The following is a 16584-nucleotide window of genomic DNA, read 5'->3' on the forward strand; positions in this document are numbered from 1 at the left end:
TGTGTATAGACAGTTCAGTAGATATATAATAGAGCGTTGCGTCCGAAAGTCTATCCAGACACGGCTCTTTAAAAACAAAAGGAGAAGATTATGAAAACAGAACCGATTCATCGTACCAGTATGTGGAAATTTAAGTTAAGTGCTGCCACCATGACTTTGATTCCCGCTGCCGTGGGGATTAACTATGTTGCCAAAGCCTTGGCGGAGGGGTTAAAGTTGCCCGTTTGGCTGGGGTCCTTGGGAACCTTTCTTACCAGCATGTTGGCTGGGCCGGTTGCCGGTGCCATTAGTGGTTTCATCAACAACGTGATCTATGGGCTGACCTTATCGCCAATTTCAACCGTGTATGCGATTACCAGCATCGGAATTGGGATTGCTGTCGGAGTTTTGCACGCCAATGGGTGGTTCTCGTCAGCGCGACGAGTATTTGTTTCTGCTATTATTATTGCCGTCGTTTCAGCTGTCATTTCAACGCCACTCAACGTCATCTTTTGGGGTGGTCAGACCGGTATCGCTTGGGGTGACTCATTATTTGCGGTAATGGTCGCCAATCTGCACCAGTGTGGCTGGCCTCATTTACCGATGAGTTTGTCTTGGATATTTTGGATAAAGTCTGCGTGGCCTACCTGGCATTCTTCATCTATCGTCAGCTGCCGAAGCGGATGGTGCACTTCTTTAGCGATGATAAATGATGACTGATAAAACATTGATTTCTGGAGCGCCAAGGGTCAAGCTCAAGTGGTACCAGGTGATCGATCCGATTACTAAGCTCTTGTTCATCTTGGACATGACGTTGTTGAGCTTTGCCAGTATGAATTTATTGCTTCAGGCCGGATTAATTCTTGTCGCAACACTGCTATTGTTGTTTTCCAAATTGAGTTCTACCACCTTTAAGGCGCTGGGATTCAGCCTGTTTCTGATTTGCACCATGCTGATCATTCAAGGGTTATTTTACAGTCGGAATCAAACTGTGCTGTTTTCTGTGCTTGGGGTGTCGTTCTACAAAGAAGGCCTGATTTACGCCACCACTCTGGGTTGTCGAGTATTGGTGATTATTTTGACCAGTGGCTTTTTTATGGTGACCACGAGTATTTCAGAAAACGCGGCCTATTTGGAACTGTCCGGATTGTCTTATAAAACCGTCTACGTTCTGATGTCGGTGTGTTATATTTTGCCGGAAATGATGCGCAATATGCGGAAAATCCAGCAGGCACAAAAAGTTCGCGGAACCAATCCGCAAAAAACGTTGATTCAGAAATTAAAGTCAGTCCTGCCGGTTCTAATTCCATTGGTGATTAAGACCTTGGATCAATCGATGACGCGGTCGATTTCTCTCCAACTGAGAGGTTTTGATAATCTCAACCGGACTGTCAGAACCTCCCAGCGCGTGTATCGCCTGTCGCGGACGCTGCACATTGGTCTGACTGGATTGGCAATTTTATTGATTGGGTGGAAGATATGGACGAAGATAAACGGATTGTAATTGAAAATTTGACCACCCGTTATCCGGGTACTGAGCAACCACAACTGCGTCAGATTAACGCGGAGGTTCATACTGGCCAGGTGGTTGGGATTATCGGGAATAGCCACTCCGGCAAATCGACTTTGTGCCGTGTGCTGGCAGGGGTCATTCCCAAAATTGTGTCTGCTGAGATTGAGGGCGATTGGCACATGTTTGGCCAGCGAGTGTCCGACAATTGGCCAGTTTATAATGCCATGAATGGAGTTGTACTGCAAAATCCAGCTGGCCAACTAAGCGGGTTGGCAGACACGGTTGCCGATGAAATCGCCTTTGACTTGATTAATCAGGGAATGGCTGAAGGACTGATTCAAAAACGGGTTGAAGAAGTTGCCACGCAAATGGGGCTGATTGAACAGCTGAATTTGCGTCCCGAGAGCCTTTCCGGTGGTCAGATCCAGCGGTTGGCAATTGCCACGGCGATTGTGGCTAATCCGGCTGTTTTGATTATGGATGATCCGACCAGTGAGATGGATCCCCTTGGCCGCCGGCAATTTTTCCAATGGCTGGCCCAAGTCAAAGAGACGACTGTCTTCATTGTCACCAGTGAAATTGACGATTTGTGCGAAGTCGCCGACGTTGTGTGGGTGCTGCACGAGGGTCAAATGGTAGTCCAGGGCAGGCCGGGTGAGGTGTTTAATCATTTGGCAGCTGACTGGCAGATTCCAGTCCCGACAATCCAGCAACTTGCTCAAAAAATGGATTGGCACTTGGCTGATGGCCGGTATCCGGTGAATTACGCTGATCTGAAGGAGGTTCGTTATGTCCACAATTGAACTTAGCCACCTGACGTTCACTTATCCGGAACGGTCCTTTAGCTTGGATGTTGAAGACAAACACTTCACCGATCCGATGGTGGCGATTGTCGGCCAAAATGGTGCCGGCAAATCAACGCTCTTCAAATTGTTGACGGGCTTGCTGACACCACAAACCGGTGTGATTAAGATTGATGGAGAAAATTTTAATGATCTTAAACCAGTCGAAAAGTTACTGAAGGTTGGGATTACTTTTCAGAATCCTGACGATCAGCTTTTCAACCCGACCGTTCAACGAGAGGTGGAGTGGAGTGTCGCGCAGGTCATGGATGACCACGACACGATTACGAGGCGGGCTTTAGCGGCTCTAAAAAGAGTTGGCTTGGATGATAAAACAGCTGAAAGTCCATATGACCTGTCATTGTCGGAACGCAAGCTGTTGAGCGTTGCCACTGTTTTGGCAGTGGATCCGGCGATTTATCTATTTGATGAGCCGATGATGTCGCTTGATTGGGAAAGCCGGCGCAAGTTGACCGCAATTTTCCATCAGTTGGCTGATTCGGGCCACCAAGTTGTGACCATCACCCATGACATGGATTGGGTCGCCGCCGAGTTTGAGTCGGTGTATGTTATGGAACACGGGAAGTTTGGCTTCGCCGGCAGTCCACGGGAATTATTCAGCAATCACGAACTTGTCCAGCGAGTGGGATTACTACCACCGCGGATTATGGACATAGCGGAGTCGCTGGGTGATTCACAGACATATTTATCGGTTAATGATTATTGCCAGAAAAATCGAGATGTATAGAAAAAGTCACCTCTGCGGGTTTTCCAGGTTGAAGGATTAACTTCAGCTTCTGGCAAGAACTCACATGGGTGACTTTTGTGTTTAATAACGTTTCATGATCATCGGGTGCTTCCTCAGATCACTCGGTTTGATTTTACTTTGTTTCATGGTCATAATCATATACCATTTCTTTTGGATCTTTTGTTTGACTAATACAAAATCGGTCTTCATAGGTCTTCGCATTTTTAGCTCCCGTTAGGATCATCAGTATAATTTTCTGAATTAGGAGACTGTCCCATCACTATTCGAACTTCGTCTCCCAACTTACGCTGTTCCCATTCATCCGTGAATCCTTTAAATCGCAATTCTGGAACTTTCTTTTTAACTGAATCATCTATTTTCGCCATAGTCCCCACCATTTTATTGGTTTTTCTTGTTCTTCTATCCTTTTTTGATTTTTGATTTGTTCCTGCAAATTTTCCAACTTCTCTTTAAGAGCGTTCACTTCATCTTTATATTGATTGTCTAAGTGTTTGAATTCTGTTTCTTGTGAGGGCATTTTGAGGGCTTTTAAGTTATCATTTTCCGCCTTGTATTCTTCTAGCAACTTTTTATCTTGCAAGGCTAATCGTTGTTACTGGTCTAACAAATTAGTTAGTTTTTCTATTTGTTGGTCTTTGCTACTTATTTGTTGGTCTTTGGTATTCGATTTGCTACTACTTTCTACTTTACCTAAAATTATTTTTTCTGCTTTAGAATTTATTAGATTAGACCCATTGGAACTTTTAAGCTGTAATTCTTTTGGTAACCTTTGGTAGTGATATTGAATATTTTGTTTTGTAACACTCAACTCATCCGCCAGCTCTTTGATCGTTTTTAAGTCTTCACTCATGGTTTAAGTCCTGCCTTTTAACCGTTGGTAGATATTGTTCAATGACTTTTTTGAGGTAGCGTGCGATATTATGCTTAGAATATTCTTCACGTCTGCTGGCAACATAAGACAAGTGGTCTTTAACACTATTTAGCCCTCTTAATTCTTTCAGTTCGTCATAGAGGGGGTAAACATGGACTTGCAATTCTGCCATGATTTTTGTATCTTGCATTTCAAACGGACTTAGCAACATATTTTCTAGCAATAGCGTGGTGTACTTGCTTTTCATTGCTTCAATAGCTAGCTTATCTTCGGTTTCTGCTTTGCGTGCTTTATCTTCTTGATAGGCGGTATCTTCTAACTTATAGCTGTTATCGTCTGCTCGACGTTTCTTTCGTAACCAGATATCCAATGTTAAACCGTCCGCATCAATCGCTCGATAGAGATAATGCCAACGCCCCTTAATTTTGATATAGGTTTCATCCATTTTCCACGAATAGAAGGACTGTTTATTTTTCTTTTTCCAGAGATGATAGAGGATTTTACTGTATTCTTGAACCCACCGATAAATCGTAGTGTGACAAACATTTATTCCACGGTCATAAAGCAATTCCTGAACTTCACGATAGCTCAGATTGTAACGTAGGTAATAACCAACAGCGACAATGATGACGTCTTGTTGGAATTGTTTGCCTTTAAAATGATTCATCTCTCAAGCCTTACTAACCTTTTTTCTGCTCTTTGAGAAGCTGAAGATCGTGCTAGTAACCACCTATTTGGTTTGATTAATTCCATCATTTATCTGGTGCTTGCCCTTCAAAAAGGCTTTTATGGTGAGGTGCTGACGACACTTTACTTCACAGTAATGCAGCCAATTGGTCTTCTAGTTTGGATTTATCAGGCACAGTTTAAGAAGGAAAAGCAGGAGTTTGTTGCGCGTAAGCTGGATGGTAAGGGCTGGACCAAGTATCTTTCCATTAGTGTTCTTTGGTGGTTGGCCTTTGGCTTCATTTATCAGTCTATTGGTACTAATCGTCCCTATCGTGATTCAATCACAGATGCGACCAATGGGGTAGGGCAAATCCTCATGACAGCTGTTTACCGTGAACAGTGGATATTCTGGGCAGCTATTAATGTCTTTTCAATCTATCTCTGGTGGGGAGAAAGCCTGCAAATTCAAGGGAAATACTTGATTTATCTCATTAACAGTCTAGTTGGTTGGTACCAGTGGAGCAAGGCTGCTAAGTTACCTAACTAAGAAGAGATGTTTAAAAGTGCTGTTTTGAGTTTTCGGTTAAAACAGATATAGTTGATAATCAAGGATTGTATATTATGAAAAAGAGGATCGGCGTGTTCTCTTTTGTTGTTGAAAAGATAAAAAACTCAGTAGCCTAGAAATAAGGCAACCGAGCTTTAATCTGTATTCAATTTTTAGGAATGAGAAGGTCTAGATAAAACTGCACAACTTCTTGGTCTGTAAAGTCTTGTCCTTTTTTGAGCCACCAGGTCAATGTCTCGATAAAGTTGGACACGACTAAGTGTTGGAGGTAAGAAGCAGGCAGACTTGGGTGTGCTTCTTTAAACTCATCAGTTAGCATGGGATAGACGTGGTGCTCCAGCTCTCTCCGGAGTTGACGGAGGAAGTAGTCATTCTTGGAGAATAGTAAACTGGTGATATGGTCTTGGTTTTTCTGAAAATGGAGAAAGAGGTGGGCGAGGTAGTCCTCAGTTGAAATGGGTTGCTCTCTTTCAAAGAGATGATGGAAGAGGTGGCGGCAAAGCGCGTCCAGAAGTAGTTCCTTACTCTCATAGTGACAGTAAAAGGTGGATCGTCCCACATCTGCGAGATCAATGATATCCTGAACTGTAGTGGCTTCGTAACCCTTATCGTTTAAAAGTTGTAGAAAAGCTTGATAGATGGCTTTTTTTGTTTTGCTGATACGGCGGTCAATGGTAGTCATATGGACACTTGAGGCAAATTGTTCAGAAATGAATAAAGCTGACGTTTTGCTTCTATCCTTTCTTTGAGTTTTAGTGGATAATGATAATGAACAAGGTATTCATAAATCTATTATAACAAAGGAATGAGAAAGATGAAGGCAAAATATACTGTTTGGGTAGCTTTTTTCTTAAATTTAAGCTATGCTATTGTTGAGTTTATCGCAGGAGGAATCTTCGGTTCAAGTGCTGTTCTTGCTGATTCTATCCATGACTTGGGAGATGCTATAGCAATCGGCATATCGGCCTTTTTAGAAACAATCTCAAATAGAGAAGAAGATAGGCAATACACCTTGGGTTACAAGCGATTTAGTCTTTTAGGGGCCCTAGTGACTGCTGTGATTCTTATCACAGGATCCATTCTAGTGATCTTGGAAAATATAACTAAACTTTTGAATCCACAGCCCGTTAATGACGAAGGCGTCCTCTGGCTAGGAATCATTGCAGTCAGTATCAATGTGCTAGCTAGTCTAGTAGTTCGTAAGGGAAAGACAAAGAACGAGTCAATTCTGAGCCTGCACTTTTTGGAAGATACTCTAGGTTGGTTGGCTGTCATTCTAATGGCGATTATCCTCCGATTTACAGATTGGTATATCCTTGATCCGCTCTTATCGCTTGTCATTTCCATCTTCATTCTAACAAAAGCTATTCCTCGATTTTGGAGCGCACTCAAGATTTTCCTGGATGCTGTGCCAGAAGGACTAGAGACAGGTGATTTGGAGAAGGATTTGGAGGCTCTGACCAATGTCAAAAGTGTCAATCAACTTAGCATTTGGTCCATGGATGGTCTAGAAAATAATGCTATTATCCATATCTGTTTAGAGGATTGGGAGGAGATGACGGAAACAAAGAATCAAGTACGTCAGCTCTTAGAAGAAAGAGGTGTGCAGAATATTACTATCGAAGTGGACACCAGTCAAAGCAATCATGCGCAACATAAGCGAAAGGTAACAGCCTTAGGGCAATCCCATGGGCATCAACACTAGAAAAAGCGGCTGAGACAAAACTCAATTTCAAGAGAAAATGAAGTAAATCTTCATACAAAAAAACGTATAGTATCAAGGGTTTTCAATGTCTGATACTATGCGCTTTTTGCTTTTAAAGACTTTTTTTCCAGTTTCTTTGGTATCATATTTGAAAGACGCTTTCCCCAACCTCTTTCTTTGATTGATGAAAAGGTATGCTAATAAGAGAACTGATAATGATAAAAAATTTTTCGATTAGACGCAAAATGCTTGACTTGGAGTCAACTCAAAATTATATAATAAGATAAGTGAGTTAGAATAGCTTAAATTCAGTGAATGAGAGGAGGTTAGTGTATGAATATTAAATCTGCTAGTGACTTGTTGGGAATTTCAGCGGATACGATTCGGTACTATGAACGGGTTGGTCTTGTGCCACCGATTACTCGAACTGCAACTGGAATTCGTGATTTTCAAGATCATGATATTGAAGCTCTGGAATTTATTAAGTGTTTTCGTTCGGCAGGTGTCTCTGTAGATAGTTTAGTTGACTATATGTCTCTCTACCAAAAGGGGGATGAAACGCGAGAGAAAAGGCTTGGTATTTTAGAAGAGGAAAAGAAAAAATTAGAGGAGCGCTTGTCTCAGTTACAGGTGGCTTTAAATCGCTTAAATCTCAAAATTAAACTTTACAAGGAAGGAAAAATTTAAATGAAATCAGCAGTATATACAAAGGCAGGTCAGGTTGGTCTTGCTACAATTGAACGTCCGCAAATTATAGACGCAGATGATGCGATTATTCGTGTAGTTCGTGCGTGCGTTTGCGGATCGGATCTATGGAGGTACCGTAATCCAGAAACGAAAGCTGGACACAAAAATAGTGGACACGAAGCGATTGGGATTGTCGAAGAAACTGGGGAATCCATTACGACGGTGAAACCAGGTGATTTTGTCATTGTCCCTTTTACTCATGGATGTGGTGAATGTGATGCCTGTCTTGCTGGCTTTGACGGTTCTTGCGATAATCATATTGGTAATAACTTGGGAGGCGATTTTCAGGCGGAATATATTCGTTTTCACTATGCAAACTGGGCGCTGGTTAAAATCCCTGGACAACCTTCTGACTACACAGAAGGTATGCTAAAGTCCCTCTTGACTCTTGCAGATGTTATGCCGACAGGCTATCATGCGGCGCGTGTTGCTAATGTTCAAAAAGGGGATAAGGTTGTGGTCATTGGTGATGGTGCTGTAGGTCAATGTGCTGTCATCGCGGCGAAGATGCGTGGTGCGTCGCAAATTATCCTCATGAGTCGTCATGAAGATCGTCAAAAGATGGCTCTGGAGTCGGGTGCGACAGCTTTTGTAGCTGAGCGAGGTCAAGAAGGTATTGCCAAGGTGCGTGAAATTCTCAGTGGCGGAGCGGACGCAGCACTTGAATGTGTTGGTACGGAGGCTGCTGTAGAACAGGCGCTAGGTGTCCTTCATAATGGAGGGCGTATGGGATTTGTAGGAGTCCCACACTATAATAATCGTGCTCTTGGTTCGACATTTATGCAAAATATCTCTGTAGCAGGTGGGGCAGCTTCTGCGACAACATATGATAAGCAATTTTTACTAAAAGCCGTCCTTGATGGTGATATCAATCCAGGCCGTGTCTTTACTTCAAGCTATAAATTAGAAGATATTGATCAAGCTTATAAAGATATGGATGAACGTAAGACCATTAAGTCTATGATTGTGATGGCCTAAAAAAGAAAATCCTAATGGAGATTTGAGACTCTCTATTAGGATTTTTTGTCATTTTTAATTTGTGGAGTTATGGCAGAGTACTCTCTCTCAGAGTCAGTCTGGTTCCCAGCATGGTCAGGCTAGGGATTTTGCGACCGTGGAGTACTTCTTTATTAAGAATATCCATGCCTGCTCTGCCCATTTCTTCGGTATAGACGGTGATGCTGGAGAGGGGAGGATAGACTTGCTTGGTCAGGCTGGTGTCGTTAAAGGAAATAAGACTGACGCGGTCTGGCAGGTTGATTCCAGCTTCTTGGAGGGCACGGAGGGCACCGATAGCTAAACTATCGCTAGCTGCAAAAAATGCTGGTGGCAGTTGGTCTCCCAAACTCTGAATAGCCTCCTTCATCAAGTCATAGCCAGACTGGGCAGTAAAGCTTCCTTGAAAGACCAGTTCATCATGATAGATTCCCTTTGCTTGACTGTAGTTTCTAAAATTTTCCAGTCGCTTATCCTCAATGATTTCTTCTTGGTCGGTTGTTTCTTCAAGGCCTGTTAGAATCCCGATGCGGTCCATCCCTTGGCTGAGAAAATAATCGACAACCTGTTTCATGGCAGTGTAAAAGTCTGTGATAATGCAGGTATGTCCCAGGGAAAGTGTATCGCTGTCTAGAAATACAAGAGGCTTTTGGTATTCTTCAAAGGCAGAAATCTGAGCTCGGCTAAATTTTCCGATGCAGAGAATCCCAATTACTTCCTCGCTTAGGGTAAAAGGATGGTCATTAAAATAGCGCAAGATATCGTAGTCCAACTCTTGGGCTCTTTTTTCTATGCCTAGGCGAATCTGGTAGTAGTAGAGGTCGTCCAGCTCCCCTTGTTCGCTGACCCATTGGATAATGGCAATCTTTTGCTTGGGCTTGTGGGACTCGCCTGTCTTGAGATGCTTAGTGTAGCCCAGCTCTTCAGCAACGGTTAAAATACGGTGTCTCGTTTCTTCTGTAACAGATAGGCTCTGGTCGCGGTTGAGGACACGGGATACGGTCGCGATAGAGACAGAGGCTAGCTGTGCAATGTCTTTTAAGGTAGCCATAAATCCTCCTTCTTTAAGGTTAGTATATCATATTTTTCTGCTTTTTTACTGACAGTTTAGTAAAATTTTAGTAAAAAGGATTGACCTTGGGAAATCCCTTGGATACAATAGAAGAAAACGATTACACGTTAAGGTGACTTAACGGACAGTAAAAGGAGAATTCATATGACACAACATCTTACTGCTGAAACTCTTCGCAAAGATTTTTTTGCTGTTTTTGGTCAAGAAGCAGACCAAACATTCTTTTCACCAGGTCGTATCAATTTGATTGGTGAGCACACAGACTACAACGGTGGGCACGTTTTTCCTGCTGCTATTTCCTTGGGAACTTACGGTGCAGCTCGTAAGCGTGACGACCAAATTTTACGTTTCTACTCAGCTAACTTTGAGGAAAAGGGCATTATCGAAGTGCCTTTAGCGGATCTCAAGTTTGAAAAAGAGCACAACTGGACCAATTATCCAAAAGGAGTTCTTCATTTCTTGCAAGAAGCTGGGCACGTGATTGACAAAGGTTTTGATTTTTATGTTTATGGGAATATTCCAAATGGTGCTGGCTTGTCTTCTTCAGCATCCTTGGAACTTTTGACAGGAGTCGTGGCAGAGCATCTCTTTGATTTAAAATTAGAGCGTCTCGATTTGGTTAAAATCGGCAAACAAACAGAAAATAACTTTATCGGAGTCAATTCTGGTATCATGGACCAGTTTGCTATCGGAATGGGAGCGGACCAACGTGCTATTTACTTAGATACTAACACTTTAGAGTATGACTTGGTACCACTTGATTTGAAGGACAATGTCGTTGTTATTATGAACACCAATAAACGCCGTGAATTGGCGGACTCTAAATACAATGAACGTCGTGCTGAGTGTGAAAAAGCGGTGGAAGAATTGCAAGTTGCCTTAGATATTCAGACCTTGGGTGAATTGGACGAGTGGGCCTTTGACCAATACAGTTATCTGATTAAAGATGAAAATCGTTTGAAACGTGCTCGCCATGCTGTGCTTGAAAACCAACGTACTCTCAAAGCCCAAGTAGCCCTTCAAGCAGGAGATTTGGAAACATTTGGTCGTTTGATGAATGCGTCACACGTTTCCCTAGAGCATGACTATGAAGTAACTGGTTTGGAATTGGATACTCTTGTTCACACAGCTTGGGATCAAGAAGGAGTTCTCGGTGCTCGGATGACAGGGGCAGGTTTTGGCGGATGTGCCATTGCCTTGGTGCAAAAAGACACTGTTGATGCCTTTAAGGAAGCTGTTGGCAAACACTACGAGGAAGTAGTTGGCTACGCTCCAAGCTTCTATATCGCTGAAGTTGCAGGTGGCACTCGCGTCCTTGACTAGTTAAAAGGAGGCTCTATAGTGACCTTAGTAGATAAATTTGTAACACACGTTATTGCTGAAAGTTCATTTGAGGAAATGGATCGAATCTACCTGACCAATCGTGTCTTGGCACGAGTGGGAGATGGTGTTTTGGAAGTTGAGACTGGTCTAGATAAATTGATTGACCTCAAAGACCAGTTGGTTGAGGAAGCCGTTCGATTAGAGACGATTGAGGATAGTCAGACTGCGCGTGAGATTCTCGGTGCTGAACTGATGAACTTGGTAACTCCTTGTCCAAGTCAGGTCAATCGTGACTTCTGGGCAACCTATGCCCAATCTCCTGAGCAAGCGATAGCGAATTTCTACCAACTCAGTCAGAAGAATGACTACATCAAACTCAAGGCTATTGCTAAAAATATCGCTTATCGTGTTCAATCTGATTACGGAGAGCTTGAAATTACCATCAACCTCTCTAAGCCTGAGAAGGATCCGAAAGAGATTGCGGCAGCCAAGTTGGTGCAAGCTAGTAATTATCCTCAGTGTCAGCTTTGTCTAGAGAATGAGGGCTACCTTGGTCGAGTTAACCACCCAGCTCGCAGCAACCACCGTATTATACGTTTTGAAATGGCTGGTCAGGAGTGGGGATTCCAGTATTCGCCCTATGCTTACTTTAATGAGCACTGTATCTTTTTAGATGGCCAGCATCGTCCCATGGTCATTAGTCGTCAGAGTTTTGAGCGTTTGTTGGCTATCGTAGAGCAGTTTCCAGGATATTTTGCTGGCTCTAATGCCGACTTGCCGATTGTGGGAGGCTCTATTCTAACTCATGATCACTATCAGGGAGGCCGTCATGTCTTTCCTATGGAATTGGCTCCCTTGCAAAAGACCTTCCGATTTGCTGGTTTTGAGCAGGTCAAGGCTGGAATTGTCAAGTGGCCTATGTCAGTGCTACGTTTGACTTCGGCTTCCAAAGAAGATTTGATCAACTTGGCTGATAAGATTTTGCTGGAATGGCGTCAGTATTCAGATTCTGCAGTGCAGATCTTGTCAGAAACAGACGGGACACCACATCATACTATCACACCGATTGCTCGTAAACGCGATGGACAGTTTGAGTTGGACTTGGTCTTGCGGGACAATCAGACATCGCCAGAGCATCCTGATGGAATTTATCATCCCCACAAGAATGTCCAACATATCAAGAAGGAAAATATCGGCTTGATTGAGGTCATGGGCTTGGCTATTTTGCCACCACGCCTGAAAGAAGAAGTGGAGCAAGTCGCTAGCTATCTCGTGGGAGAAGGGGATACAGTTGCCTCTTATCATCAGGAATGGGCAGACCAGCTCAAAGCCCAACATCCGGACCTAGCAGATAAAGAAAAAGCCCTTGAAATCGTCAAGGACTCTGTGGGTACTATCTTTGCGCGTGTACTTGAGGATGCAGGAGTCTATAAGCAGACAGAACAAGGACAGGCAGCCTTTATGCGCTTTGTGGAGCAGGTCGGAATTTTGCCAGACTAGGAGCTTTCTCCTTGCACAGTCCTATAAAAAGTAGTATCATAGTGTCGTTTGAAATATCAGGAGGAAACGATGAAAGATTTTCATTTTGACGCTATATCTGCCTTTGAAAATTACGAAATTGAAAAAATGAGAGACGGTCACGTTGTGGTGACGACCAAAGTAGTGGACTCGTCGCTAAACTACTATGGCAATGCCCATGGTGGCTATCTCTTCACCCTTTGTGACCAGATTAGTGGTTTGGTGGTTATCTCGCTGGGACTTGATGGGGTGACACTTCAATCCTCTATCAACTACCTCAAGGCAGGAAAACTTGACGACGTGTTGACCATTAAAGGAGAATGCGTCCATCAAGGTCGCACAACCTGTGTGGTGGATGTGGATATCACCAATCAAGAGGGCAGAAATGTCTGTAAAGCAACCTTTACCATGTTTGTCACAGGCCAGAGGTCAGAAGAAAGACAGGTAAGGATATAGATAAACAAAAAAGAGGCTCACACCTCTTTTTCTTATTTCTTTTTATGATTTAATACTGCATTGAGGACAATGGCGAGTAGACTGGCTACGACGATTCCGTTTGAGAAGAACATTTGGAAGGCTGTCGGCATGCTGATGAAGAGATTACTGTTATTTAGACCGACACCTGCAGCGATTGAGACTGCTGCGATAAGGAAGTTATGTTCATTGTTAGCAAAGTCAACACGCGCGAGGATTTGCATTCCTTGAATCGATACAAAACCAAACATCACCAGCATGGCACCACCGAGGACAGGGCTTGGAATGATTTGGGCAAGGGCGCCAAACTTAGGAAGAAGTCCAAGGAGAACCAGGAAACCAGCTGCATAGTAGATTGGTAGACGTTTCTTGATGCCTGACAATTTAACCAGACCAACGTTTTGTGAAAATCCTGTGTAAGGGAAGGTGTTAAAGATTCCTCCGAGAAGTACAGCTAAACCTTCTGCACGGTAACCGTTACGCAGGCGCGTGCTGTCGATTGGGTCTTTCGTGATATCAGACAAGGCTAGGTAAACACCAGTCGACTCAACCATAGACACCGTTGCGATGATACACATCATGACAATAGAGGAGATTTCAAAGGTTGGCATCCCAAAGTAGAGGGGAGTTGGGACATGGACAAGTGGTGCTGCTGAAACAGGAGAGAAGTCAACTAAGCCCATGCTAGCAGCAATGGCAGTTCCAACAACTAGACCAATCAAAATAGAGATAGACTTGATAAATCCTTTGGTAAAGATGTTGATCAAGAGGATAATCAAAACAGTGATAGCTGCAAGCAAGAGACTTTGACCAGTTGGCTCTGGAACGTTATTTCCCATATTTCCAATAGCGACAGGAATCAAGGTTAAACCAATCGTAGTAATAACAGATCCTGTTACGATAGAAGGGAAAAGATTGGCCACTTTTGAGAAAATGCCTGAAACAAGAACCACGTAAATCCCTGATGCGATAAGGGCACCAAACATAGCACCACTACCATGGCTTTGACCAATCATAATCAAGGGAGCGACTGATTGGAAGGCAACTCCGAGAACGACTGGTAGTCCAATCCCAAAGTATTTGTTGAGTTGGAGTTGGAGGAAGGTTGCCACTCCACACATGAAGATATCTGTAGAAATCAGGTAGGTCAACTGCTCAGCTGAATAGCCAAGGGCTGTCGCAATCATGATGGGAACCAGGATAGATCCTGAGTACATGGCTAGTAAGTGCTGCAAGCCAAGAATGGCTGCTTGCGAGTGTTTTTCTTGAGTTTGCATTAGAGATCTGCCTCCTTAAATACGACCTGACCATTTTCAAAACGATCCAAACGAGCGAGTGATAGGACAGGATAGCCTGCTTTTTCAAGCAAATCACGGCCATCTTGGAAGGATTTTTCAATCACAATACCGATAGCTTCGACTGTGGCTCCAGCCTGTTCGATGATTTGAATCAAGCCTTTAGCAGCTTGACCATTAGCAAGGAAATCGTCAATAATCAAGACCTTGTCCTCTGGTGAGAGGAATTTTCCAGCGATGGAAACGGTGCTAGTCACCTGCTTGGTAAAGGAGTAAACTTCGGCGGTCAAGATGCCTTCATTCATGGTGATGTTTTTAGCTTTTTTGGCGAAAATCATCGGTACATTCAAGGCTTCAGCTGTAAAAATGGCTGGGGCAATACCTGACGCTTCAATGGTTACGACTTTGGTAATACCAGCAGAAGCAAATTTTTCCGCAAAAACCTTACCAATCTCTCGCATCAAGCTAAAGTCAACTTGGTGGGTTAAAAAGGAATCCACCTTGAGGATGTTATCACCCAAGATATGCCCATCCTTGAGGATGCGCTCTTCTAATAATTTCATAAGACCTCCTAAAGTCTAAAAGCCAATCCATTTGCTTGTTCCAGATTCCTATCAAGTAAAAACTGATAGAAAAAAGACCTACTTAATCTCTAAGTAAGTCCCCAAAATAGGCATGGGAAAAACGACCATACCTCACTGCTGACTTACTTATTGTTAGGTGTTCCGGCACCTTGTAGAAACGTCGCGCCAATTCACGACATAAACAAGTAAAACGATATTCAATTTTAAATAGGCTTGAGCCAATGTTTTTATTTTACACCAAATAACTTTAGAAATCAAATACTTTGTTAGTGTTTTGGGATAAAAAACGAACAAATATAATAAAAATGGGCAGAAATTAACTTATTGGCTAACATTTAGAAGGTTTTTCCATCATAAAAGGCATATTATCAAGATTTTTCAAGACTTGACAATATGCCTTTTTCTGATTTGAAAGATTTTTTCTATTCGCTAAATCTTAAAAAATAGCCATCTGGATCCAAAACTGCAAATTCATGAGGGTAAATAAAGCTATCTCCCACTCGAAATTCTCTTTTGGTCAGCGGACGATAAATAGGATAGTCAGCTTCCAGCAGTTGTTGGTGGAGCTGAGGAACATCTGCAATGCCAAAGGAAATATTGACACCTCGCCCGAAAGGATAGGTCAGCTGAGCTAATTCTTCTGCGCTGCCTTCTTCTAGCATAAGTTGGCAGTCTTCAAGAGAGAGGAAGAGAAATTTCTCCTCGGGGCGCTCGTATTCGACAGAGAATCCCAACAAGTCGCAGTAGAAGTGGCGCGACTGTTCGATGTCAGATACTACAAATTCAGGAATGACAGCTTGATAGTCCATTCGTTTTCTCCTTAGAGTTCAATCTCCAAGACAATGGGTGTGTGGTCTTGACGAGCTCCTGAGTCAATCATGTCAGACTTGGTCACCTTGTCAGCGATGCGGTTACTTGTGAGCCAGTAGTCGATTCTCCAGCCTGTATTATTGATTTTAGAAGTCTTGCTGCGCTGTGCCCACCAAGTGTAACGTTCAGGCACATCGCCGTGAACATGACGGAAGGTGTCTGTAAATCCAGTTGCCAAGAGGTTGGTAAATCCAGCACGTTCTTCGTCGGTAAATCCTGGTGAACGGCGGTTGCTAGCAGGATTTGCAAGGTCGATTTCATTGTGGGCTACGTTGTAGTCACCGGTCGCAAGAACTGGTTTTTCTTTGTCTAGTTCAGCCAAGTACTCTGCATATTTGACATCCCAGACTTGGCGTTCTTCCAAGCGTTTGAGGCCATCACCAGCGTTTGGTGTGTAAACTTGGGTAACGAAAAATTTATCAAATTCCAAGGTGATGATGCGGCCTTCCAAGTCCATGGTAGAAGGGGCACCGATTTCTGGGAAAGTGACAGTGGGTGTGAGTTCTTTCTTATAGAGGAACATAGTACCAGCATAGCCTTTGCGGGCAGGTTCTTGGGAAGAGCGCCACGTGTTTACGTAGTCTGGGAAGAGTTCTTCTAAAATTTCCAAGTGTTTCTTTGTAGGCCCCTTGGCAGAAAGCTTGGTTTCTTGGATAGCGATGATATCAGCATTTTCAGCGACCAAGGTTTGTAGTACTTCTTGGGACAATTTGGCACGAGCTGAGTCACTAGTTAGGGCAGCATTGAGGGAATCAATATTCCATGAGATGAGTTTCATAAAGTTACCTT

Annotated in this window: 19 protein-coding genes, 2 pseudogenes and 1 riboswitch; of the genes and pseudogenes, 11 read left to right on the forward strand and 10 right to left on the reverse strand. The window is 43.3% G+C overall.

Going from position 1 to position 16584, the window contains the following annotated elements; all coding sequences use genetic code 11:
* Positions 1-90: 90 nt before the first annotated feature.
* From HMPREF2764_RS01670 to HMPREF2764_RS01685, 4 genes and pseudogenes are all read left to right on the forward strand, one after another.
* Positions 91-692, forward strand: a pseudogene (locus HMPREF2764_RS01670) (ECF transporter S component).
* On the forward strand, positions 692-1483 hold the full coding sequence (locus HMPREF2764_RS01675; RefSeq protein WP_000130448.1) for an energy-coupling factor transporter transmembrane component T: 792 nt from the start codon (positions 692-694) through the stop codon (positions 1481-1483). The pseudogene HMPREF2764_RS01670 and the gene HMPREF2764_RS01675 overlap by 1 nt, the downstream one beginning before the upstream one ends.
* A complete protein-coding gene (locus HMPREF2764_RS01680; protein WP_070526699.1) occupies positions 1459-2295 on the forward strand; it encodes an ABC transporter ATP-binding protein in 837 nt (278 codons plus the stop codon). The genes HMPREF2764_RS01675 and HMPREF2764_RS01680 overlap by 25 nt, the downstream gene beginning before the upstream one ends.
* Positions 2282-3082: an energy-coupling factor ABC transporter ATP-binding protein gene (locus HMPREF2764_RS01685; RefSeq protein ID WP_033679757.1), complete on the forward strand. Its 801-nt coding sequence runs from the start codon at positions 2282-2284 to the stop codon at positions 3080-3082. Before HMPREF2764_RS01680 ends, HMPREF2764_RS01685 begins: the two co-directional genes overlap by 14 nt.
* Before the next feature lie 224 nt (positions 3083-3306).
* Here HMPREF2764_RS01685 and HMPREF2764_RS09955 read toward each other — a convergent pair whose 3' ends face one another.
* From HMPREF2764_RS09955 to HMPREF2764_RS10240, 4 genes are read right to left on the reverse strand one after another with little or no spacing between them, the layout of a single operon-like run.
* Positions 3307-3468: a hypothetical protein gene (locus HMPREF2764_RS09955; RefSeq protein ID WP_186821153.1), complete on the reverse strand. Its 162-nt coding sequence runs from the start codon at positions 3466-3468 to the stop codon at positions 3307-3309.
* Entirely contained in the window at positions 3456-3683 is a 228-nt protein-coding gene (locus HMPREF2764_RS01690; protein WP_070526702.1) for a DNA-binding protein, read from the reverse strand. The genes HMPREF2764_RS09955 and HMPREF2764_RS01690 overlap by 13 nt, the downstream gene beginning before the upstream one ends.
* Before the next feature lie 12 nt (positions 3684-3695).
* A complete protein-coding gene (locus HMPREF2764_RS01695; RefSeq protein ID WP_001287840.1) occupies positions 3696-3953 on the reverse strand; it encodes a plasmid replication protein in 258 nt (85 codons plus the stop codon).
* On the reverse strand, positions 3946-4641 hold the full coding sequence (locus HMPREF2764_RS10240) for an IS6 family transposase (RefSeq protein ID WP_001015319.1): 696 nt from the start codon (positions 4639-4641) through the stop codon (positions 3946-3948). Before HMPREF2764_RS10240 ends, HMPREF2764_RS01695 begins: the two co-directional genes overlap by 8 nt.
* A 39-nt stretch (positions 4642-4680) precedes the next feature.
* Here HMPREF2764_RS10240 and pnuC point away from each other — a divergent pair.
* Positions 4681-5190 (forward strand): annotated as a pseudogene (gene pnuC / locus HMPREF2764_RS01705) (nicotinamide riboside transporter PnuC); the annotation flags it as partial.
* Positions 5191-5356: 166 nt separating this feature from the next.
* On the opposite strand, the gene HMPREF2764_RS01710 reads toward pnuC, so the two are convergent.
* Positions 5357-5893 (reverse strand): TetR/AcrR family transcriptional regulator, encoded by a 537-nt coding sequence (locus HMPREF2764_RS01710; protein WP_000207362.1) that lies wholly within the window; start codon positions 5891-5893, stop codon positions 5357-5359.
* Between the two features lie 132 nt (positions 5894-6025).
* Between HMPREF2764_RS01710 and HMPREF2764_RS01715 the strand changes: the two genes are divergently transcribed.
* The 3 genes from HMPREF2764_RS01715 to HMPREF2764_RS01725 all read left to right on the forward strand — a co-directional run bounded on the left by HMPREF2764_RS01715 (position 6026) and on the right by HMPREF2764_RS01725 (position 8641).
* A complete protein-coding gene (locus tag HMPREF2764_RS01715) occupies positions 6026-6916 on the forward strand; it encodes a cation diffusion facilitator family transporter (protein ID WP_000645152.1) in 891 nt (296 codons plus the stop codon).
* Between the two features lie 333 nt (positions 6917-7249).
* Entirely contained in the window at positions 7250-7603 is a 354-nt protein-coding gene (gene nmlR, locus HMPREF2764_RS01720) for a stress response transcriptional regulator NmlR (protein ID WP_001022624.1), read from the forward strand.
* The gene (locus HMPREF2764_RS01725) at positions 7604-8641 is read left to right on the forward strand and encodes a zinc-binding dehydrogenase (RefSeq protein ID WP_004259103.1); all 1038 of its coding nucleotides are present in this window, start codon (positions 7604-7606) and stop codon (positions 8639-8641) included.
* 67 nt (positions 8642-8708) lie between these two features.
* On the opposite strand, the gene galR is transcribed toward HMPREF2764_RS01725, so the two are convergent.
* On the reverse strand, positions 8709-9710 hold the full coding sequence (gene galR / locus HMPREF2764_RS01730) for a DNA-binding transcriptional regulator GalR (RefSeq protein WP_004259105.1): 1002 nt from the start codon (positions 9708-9710) through the stop codon (positions 8709-8711).
* 165 nt (positions 9711-9875) lie between these two features.
* Here galR and HMPREF2764_RS01735 point away from each other — a divergent pair, with 165 nt between their 5' ends.
* The 3 genes from HMPREF2764_RS01735 to HMPREF2764_RS01745 all read left to right on the forward strand — a co-directional run bounded on the left by HMPREF2764_RS01735 (position 9876) and on the right by HMPREF2764_RS01745 (position 13028).
* Positions 9876-11054 (forward strand): galactokinase, encoded by a 1179-nt coding sequence (locus HMPREF2764_RS01735; protein WP_070526705.1) that lies wholly within the window; start codon positions 9876-9878, stop codon positions 11052-11054.
* A gap of 18 nt (positions 11055-11072) precedes the next feature.
* Positions 11073-12554 carry a UDP-glucose--hexose-1-phosphate uridylyltransferase gene (locus HMPREF2764_RS01740; RefSeq protein ID WP_070526708.1) on the forward strand — a complete coding sequence of 494 codons (1482 nt, stop codon included), beginning with the start codon at positions 11073-11075 and terminating at the stop codon, positions 12552-12554.
* 69 nt (positions 12555-12623) lie between these two features.
* Positions 12624-13028, forward strand: a complete 405-nt coding sequence (locus tag HMPREF2764_RS01745) for a PaaI family thioesterase (protein WP_000651199.1) — start codon at positions 12624-12626, stop codon at positions 13026-13028.
* Between the two features lie 32 nt (positions 13029-13060).
* Here HMPREF2764_RS01745 and HMPREF2764_RS01750 read toward each other — a convergent pair whose 3' ends face one another.
* From HMPREF2764_RS01750 to HMPREF2764_RS01765, 4 genes are all read right to left on the reverse strand, one after another.
* Positions 13061-14323, reverse strand: coding sequence for a nucleobase:cation symporter-2 family protein (locus HMPREF2764_RS01750; protein WP_070526711.1), 1263 nt, complete (start codon positions 14321-14323; stop codon positions 13061-13063).
* Positions 14323-14904 carry a xanthine phosphoribosyltransferase gene (locus HMPREF2764_RS01755; RefSeq protein ID WP_000770411.1) on the reverse strand — a complete coding sequence of 194 codons (582 nt, stop codon included), beginning with the start codon at positions 14902-14904 and terminating at the stop codon, positions 14323-14325. Before HMPREF2764_RS01755 ends, HMPREF2764_RS01750 begins: the two co-directional genes overlap by 1 nt.
* 130 nt (positions 14905-15034) lie before the next feature.
* Positions 15035-15130, reverse strand: a riboswitch (purine riboswitch).
* 217 nt (positions 15131-15347) lie between these two features.
* Positions 15348-15734 (reverse strand): bleomycin resistance protein, encoded by a 387-nt coding sequence (locus HMPREF2764_RS01760; RefSeq protein ID WP_070526714.1) that lies wholly within the window; start codon positions 15732-15734, stop codon positions 15348-15350.
* A gap of 11 nt (positions 15735-15745) precedes the next feature.
* Positions 15746-16573: an exodeoxyribonuclease III gene (locus HMPREF2764_RS01765; protein ID WP_070526717.1), complete on the reverse strand. Its 828-nt coding sequence runs from the start codon at positions 16571-16573 to the stop codon at positions 15746-15748.
* Between the last annotated feature and the right edge of the window lie 11 nt (positions 16574-16584).

The sequence above is a fragment of the Streptococcus sp. HMSC073F11 genome (assembly GCF_001810785.1).
Lineage (GTDB): Bacteria > Bacillota > Bacilli > Lactobacillales > Streptococcaceae > Streptococcus.

Bases quoted from the DNA above. Each gene is read 5' to 3' on its own strand.
- HMPREF2764_RS01725 (WP_004259103.1), top strand. From the start codon at position 7,604: ATGAAATCAGCAGTATATACAAAGGCAGGTCAGGTTGGTCTTGCTACA.
- HMPREF2764_RS01750 (WP_070526711.1), bottom strand. From the start codon at position 14,323: ATGCAAACTCAAGAAAAACACTCGCAAGCAGCCATTCTTGGCTTGCAG.
- HMPREF2764_RS01735 (WP_070526705.1), top strand. From the start codon at position 9,876: ATGACACAACATCTTACTGCTGAAACTCTTCGCAAAGATTTTTTTGCT.
- HMPREF2764_RS01755 (WP_000770411.1), bottom strand. From the start codon at position 14,904: ATGAAATTATTAGAAGAGCGCATCCTCAAGGATGGGCATATCTTGGGT.
- HMPREF2764_RS01695 (WP_001287840.1), bottom strand. From the start codon at position 3,953: ATGAGTGAAGACTTAAAAACGATCAAAGAGCTGGCGGATGAGTTGAGT.
- HMPREF2764_RS09955 (WP_186821153.1), bottom strand. From the start codon at position 3,468: ATGGCGAAAATAGATGATTCAGTTAAAAAGAAAGTTCCAGAATTGCGA.
- HMPREF2764_RS01675 (WP_000130448.1), top strand. From the start codon at position 692: ATGACTGATAAAACATTGATTTCTGGAGCGCCAAGGGTCAAGCTCAAG.
- HMPREF2764_RS01760 (WP_070526714.1), bottom strand. From the start codon at position 15,734: ATGGACTATCAAGCTGTCATTCCTGAATTTGTAGTATCTGACATCGAA.
- HMPREF2764_RS01680 (WP_070526699.1), top strand. From the start codon at position 1,459: ATGGACGAAGATAAACGGATTGTAATTGAAAATTTGACCACCCGTTAT.
- nmlR (WP_001022624.1), top strand. From the start codon at position 7,250: ATGAATATTAAATCTGCTAGTGACTTGTTGGGAATTTCAGCGGATACG.
- HMPREF2764_RS01715 (WP_000645152.1), top strand. From the start codon at position 6,026: ATGAAGGCAAAATATACTGTTTGGGTAGCTTTTTTCTTAAATTTAAGC.
- HMPREF2764_RS10240 (WP_001015319.1), bottom strand. From the start codon at position 4,641: ATGAATCATTTTAAAGGCAAACAATTCCAACAAGACGTCATCATTGTC.
- galR (WP_004259105.1), bottom strand. From the start codon at position 9,710: ATGGCTACCTTAAAAGACATTGCACAGCTAGCCTCTGTCTCTATCGCG.
- HMPREF2764_RS01710 (WP_000207362.1), bottom strand. From the start codon at position 5,893: ATGACTACCATTGACCGCCGTATCAGCAAAACAAAAAAAGCCATCTAT.
- HMPREF2764_RS01685 (WP_033679757.1), top strand. From the start codon at position 2,282: ATGTCCACAATTGAACTTAGCCACCTGACGTTCACTTATCCGGAACGG.
- HMPREF2764_RS01745 (WP_000651199.1), top strand. From the start codon at position 12,624: ATGAAAGATTTTCATTTTGACGCTATATCTGCCTTTGAAAATTACGAA.
- HMPREF2764_RS01765 (WP_070526717.1), bottom strand. From the start codon at position 16,573: ATGAAACTCATCTCATGGAATATTGATTCCCTCAATGCTGCCCTAACT.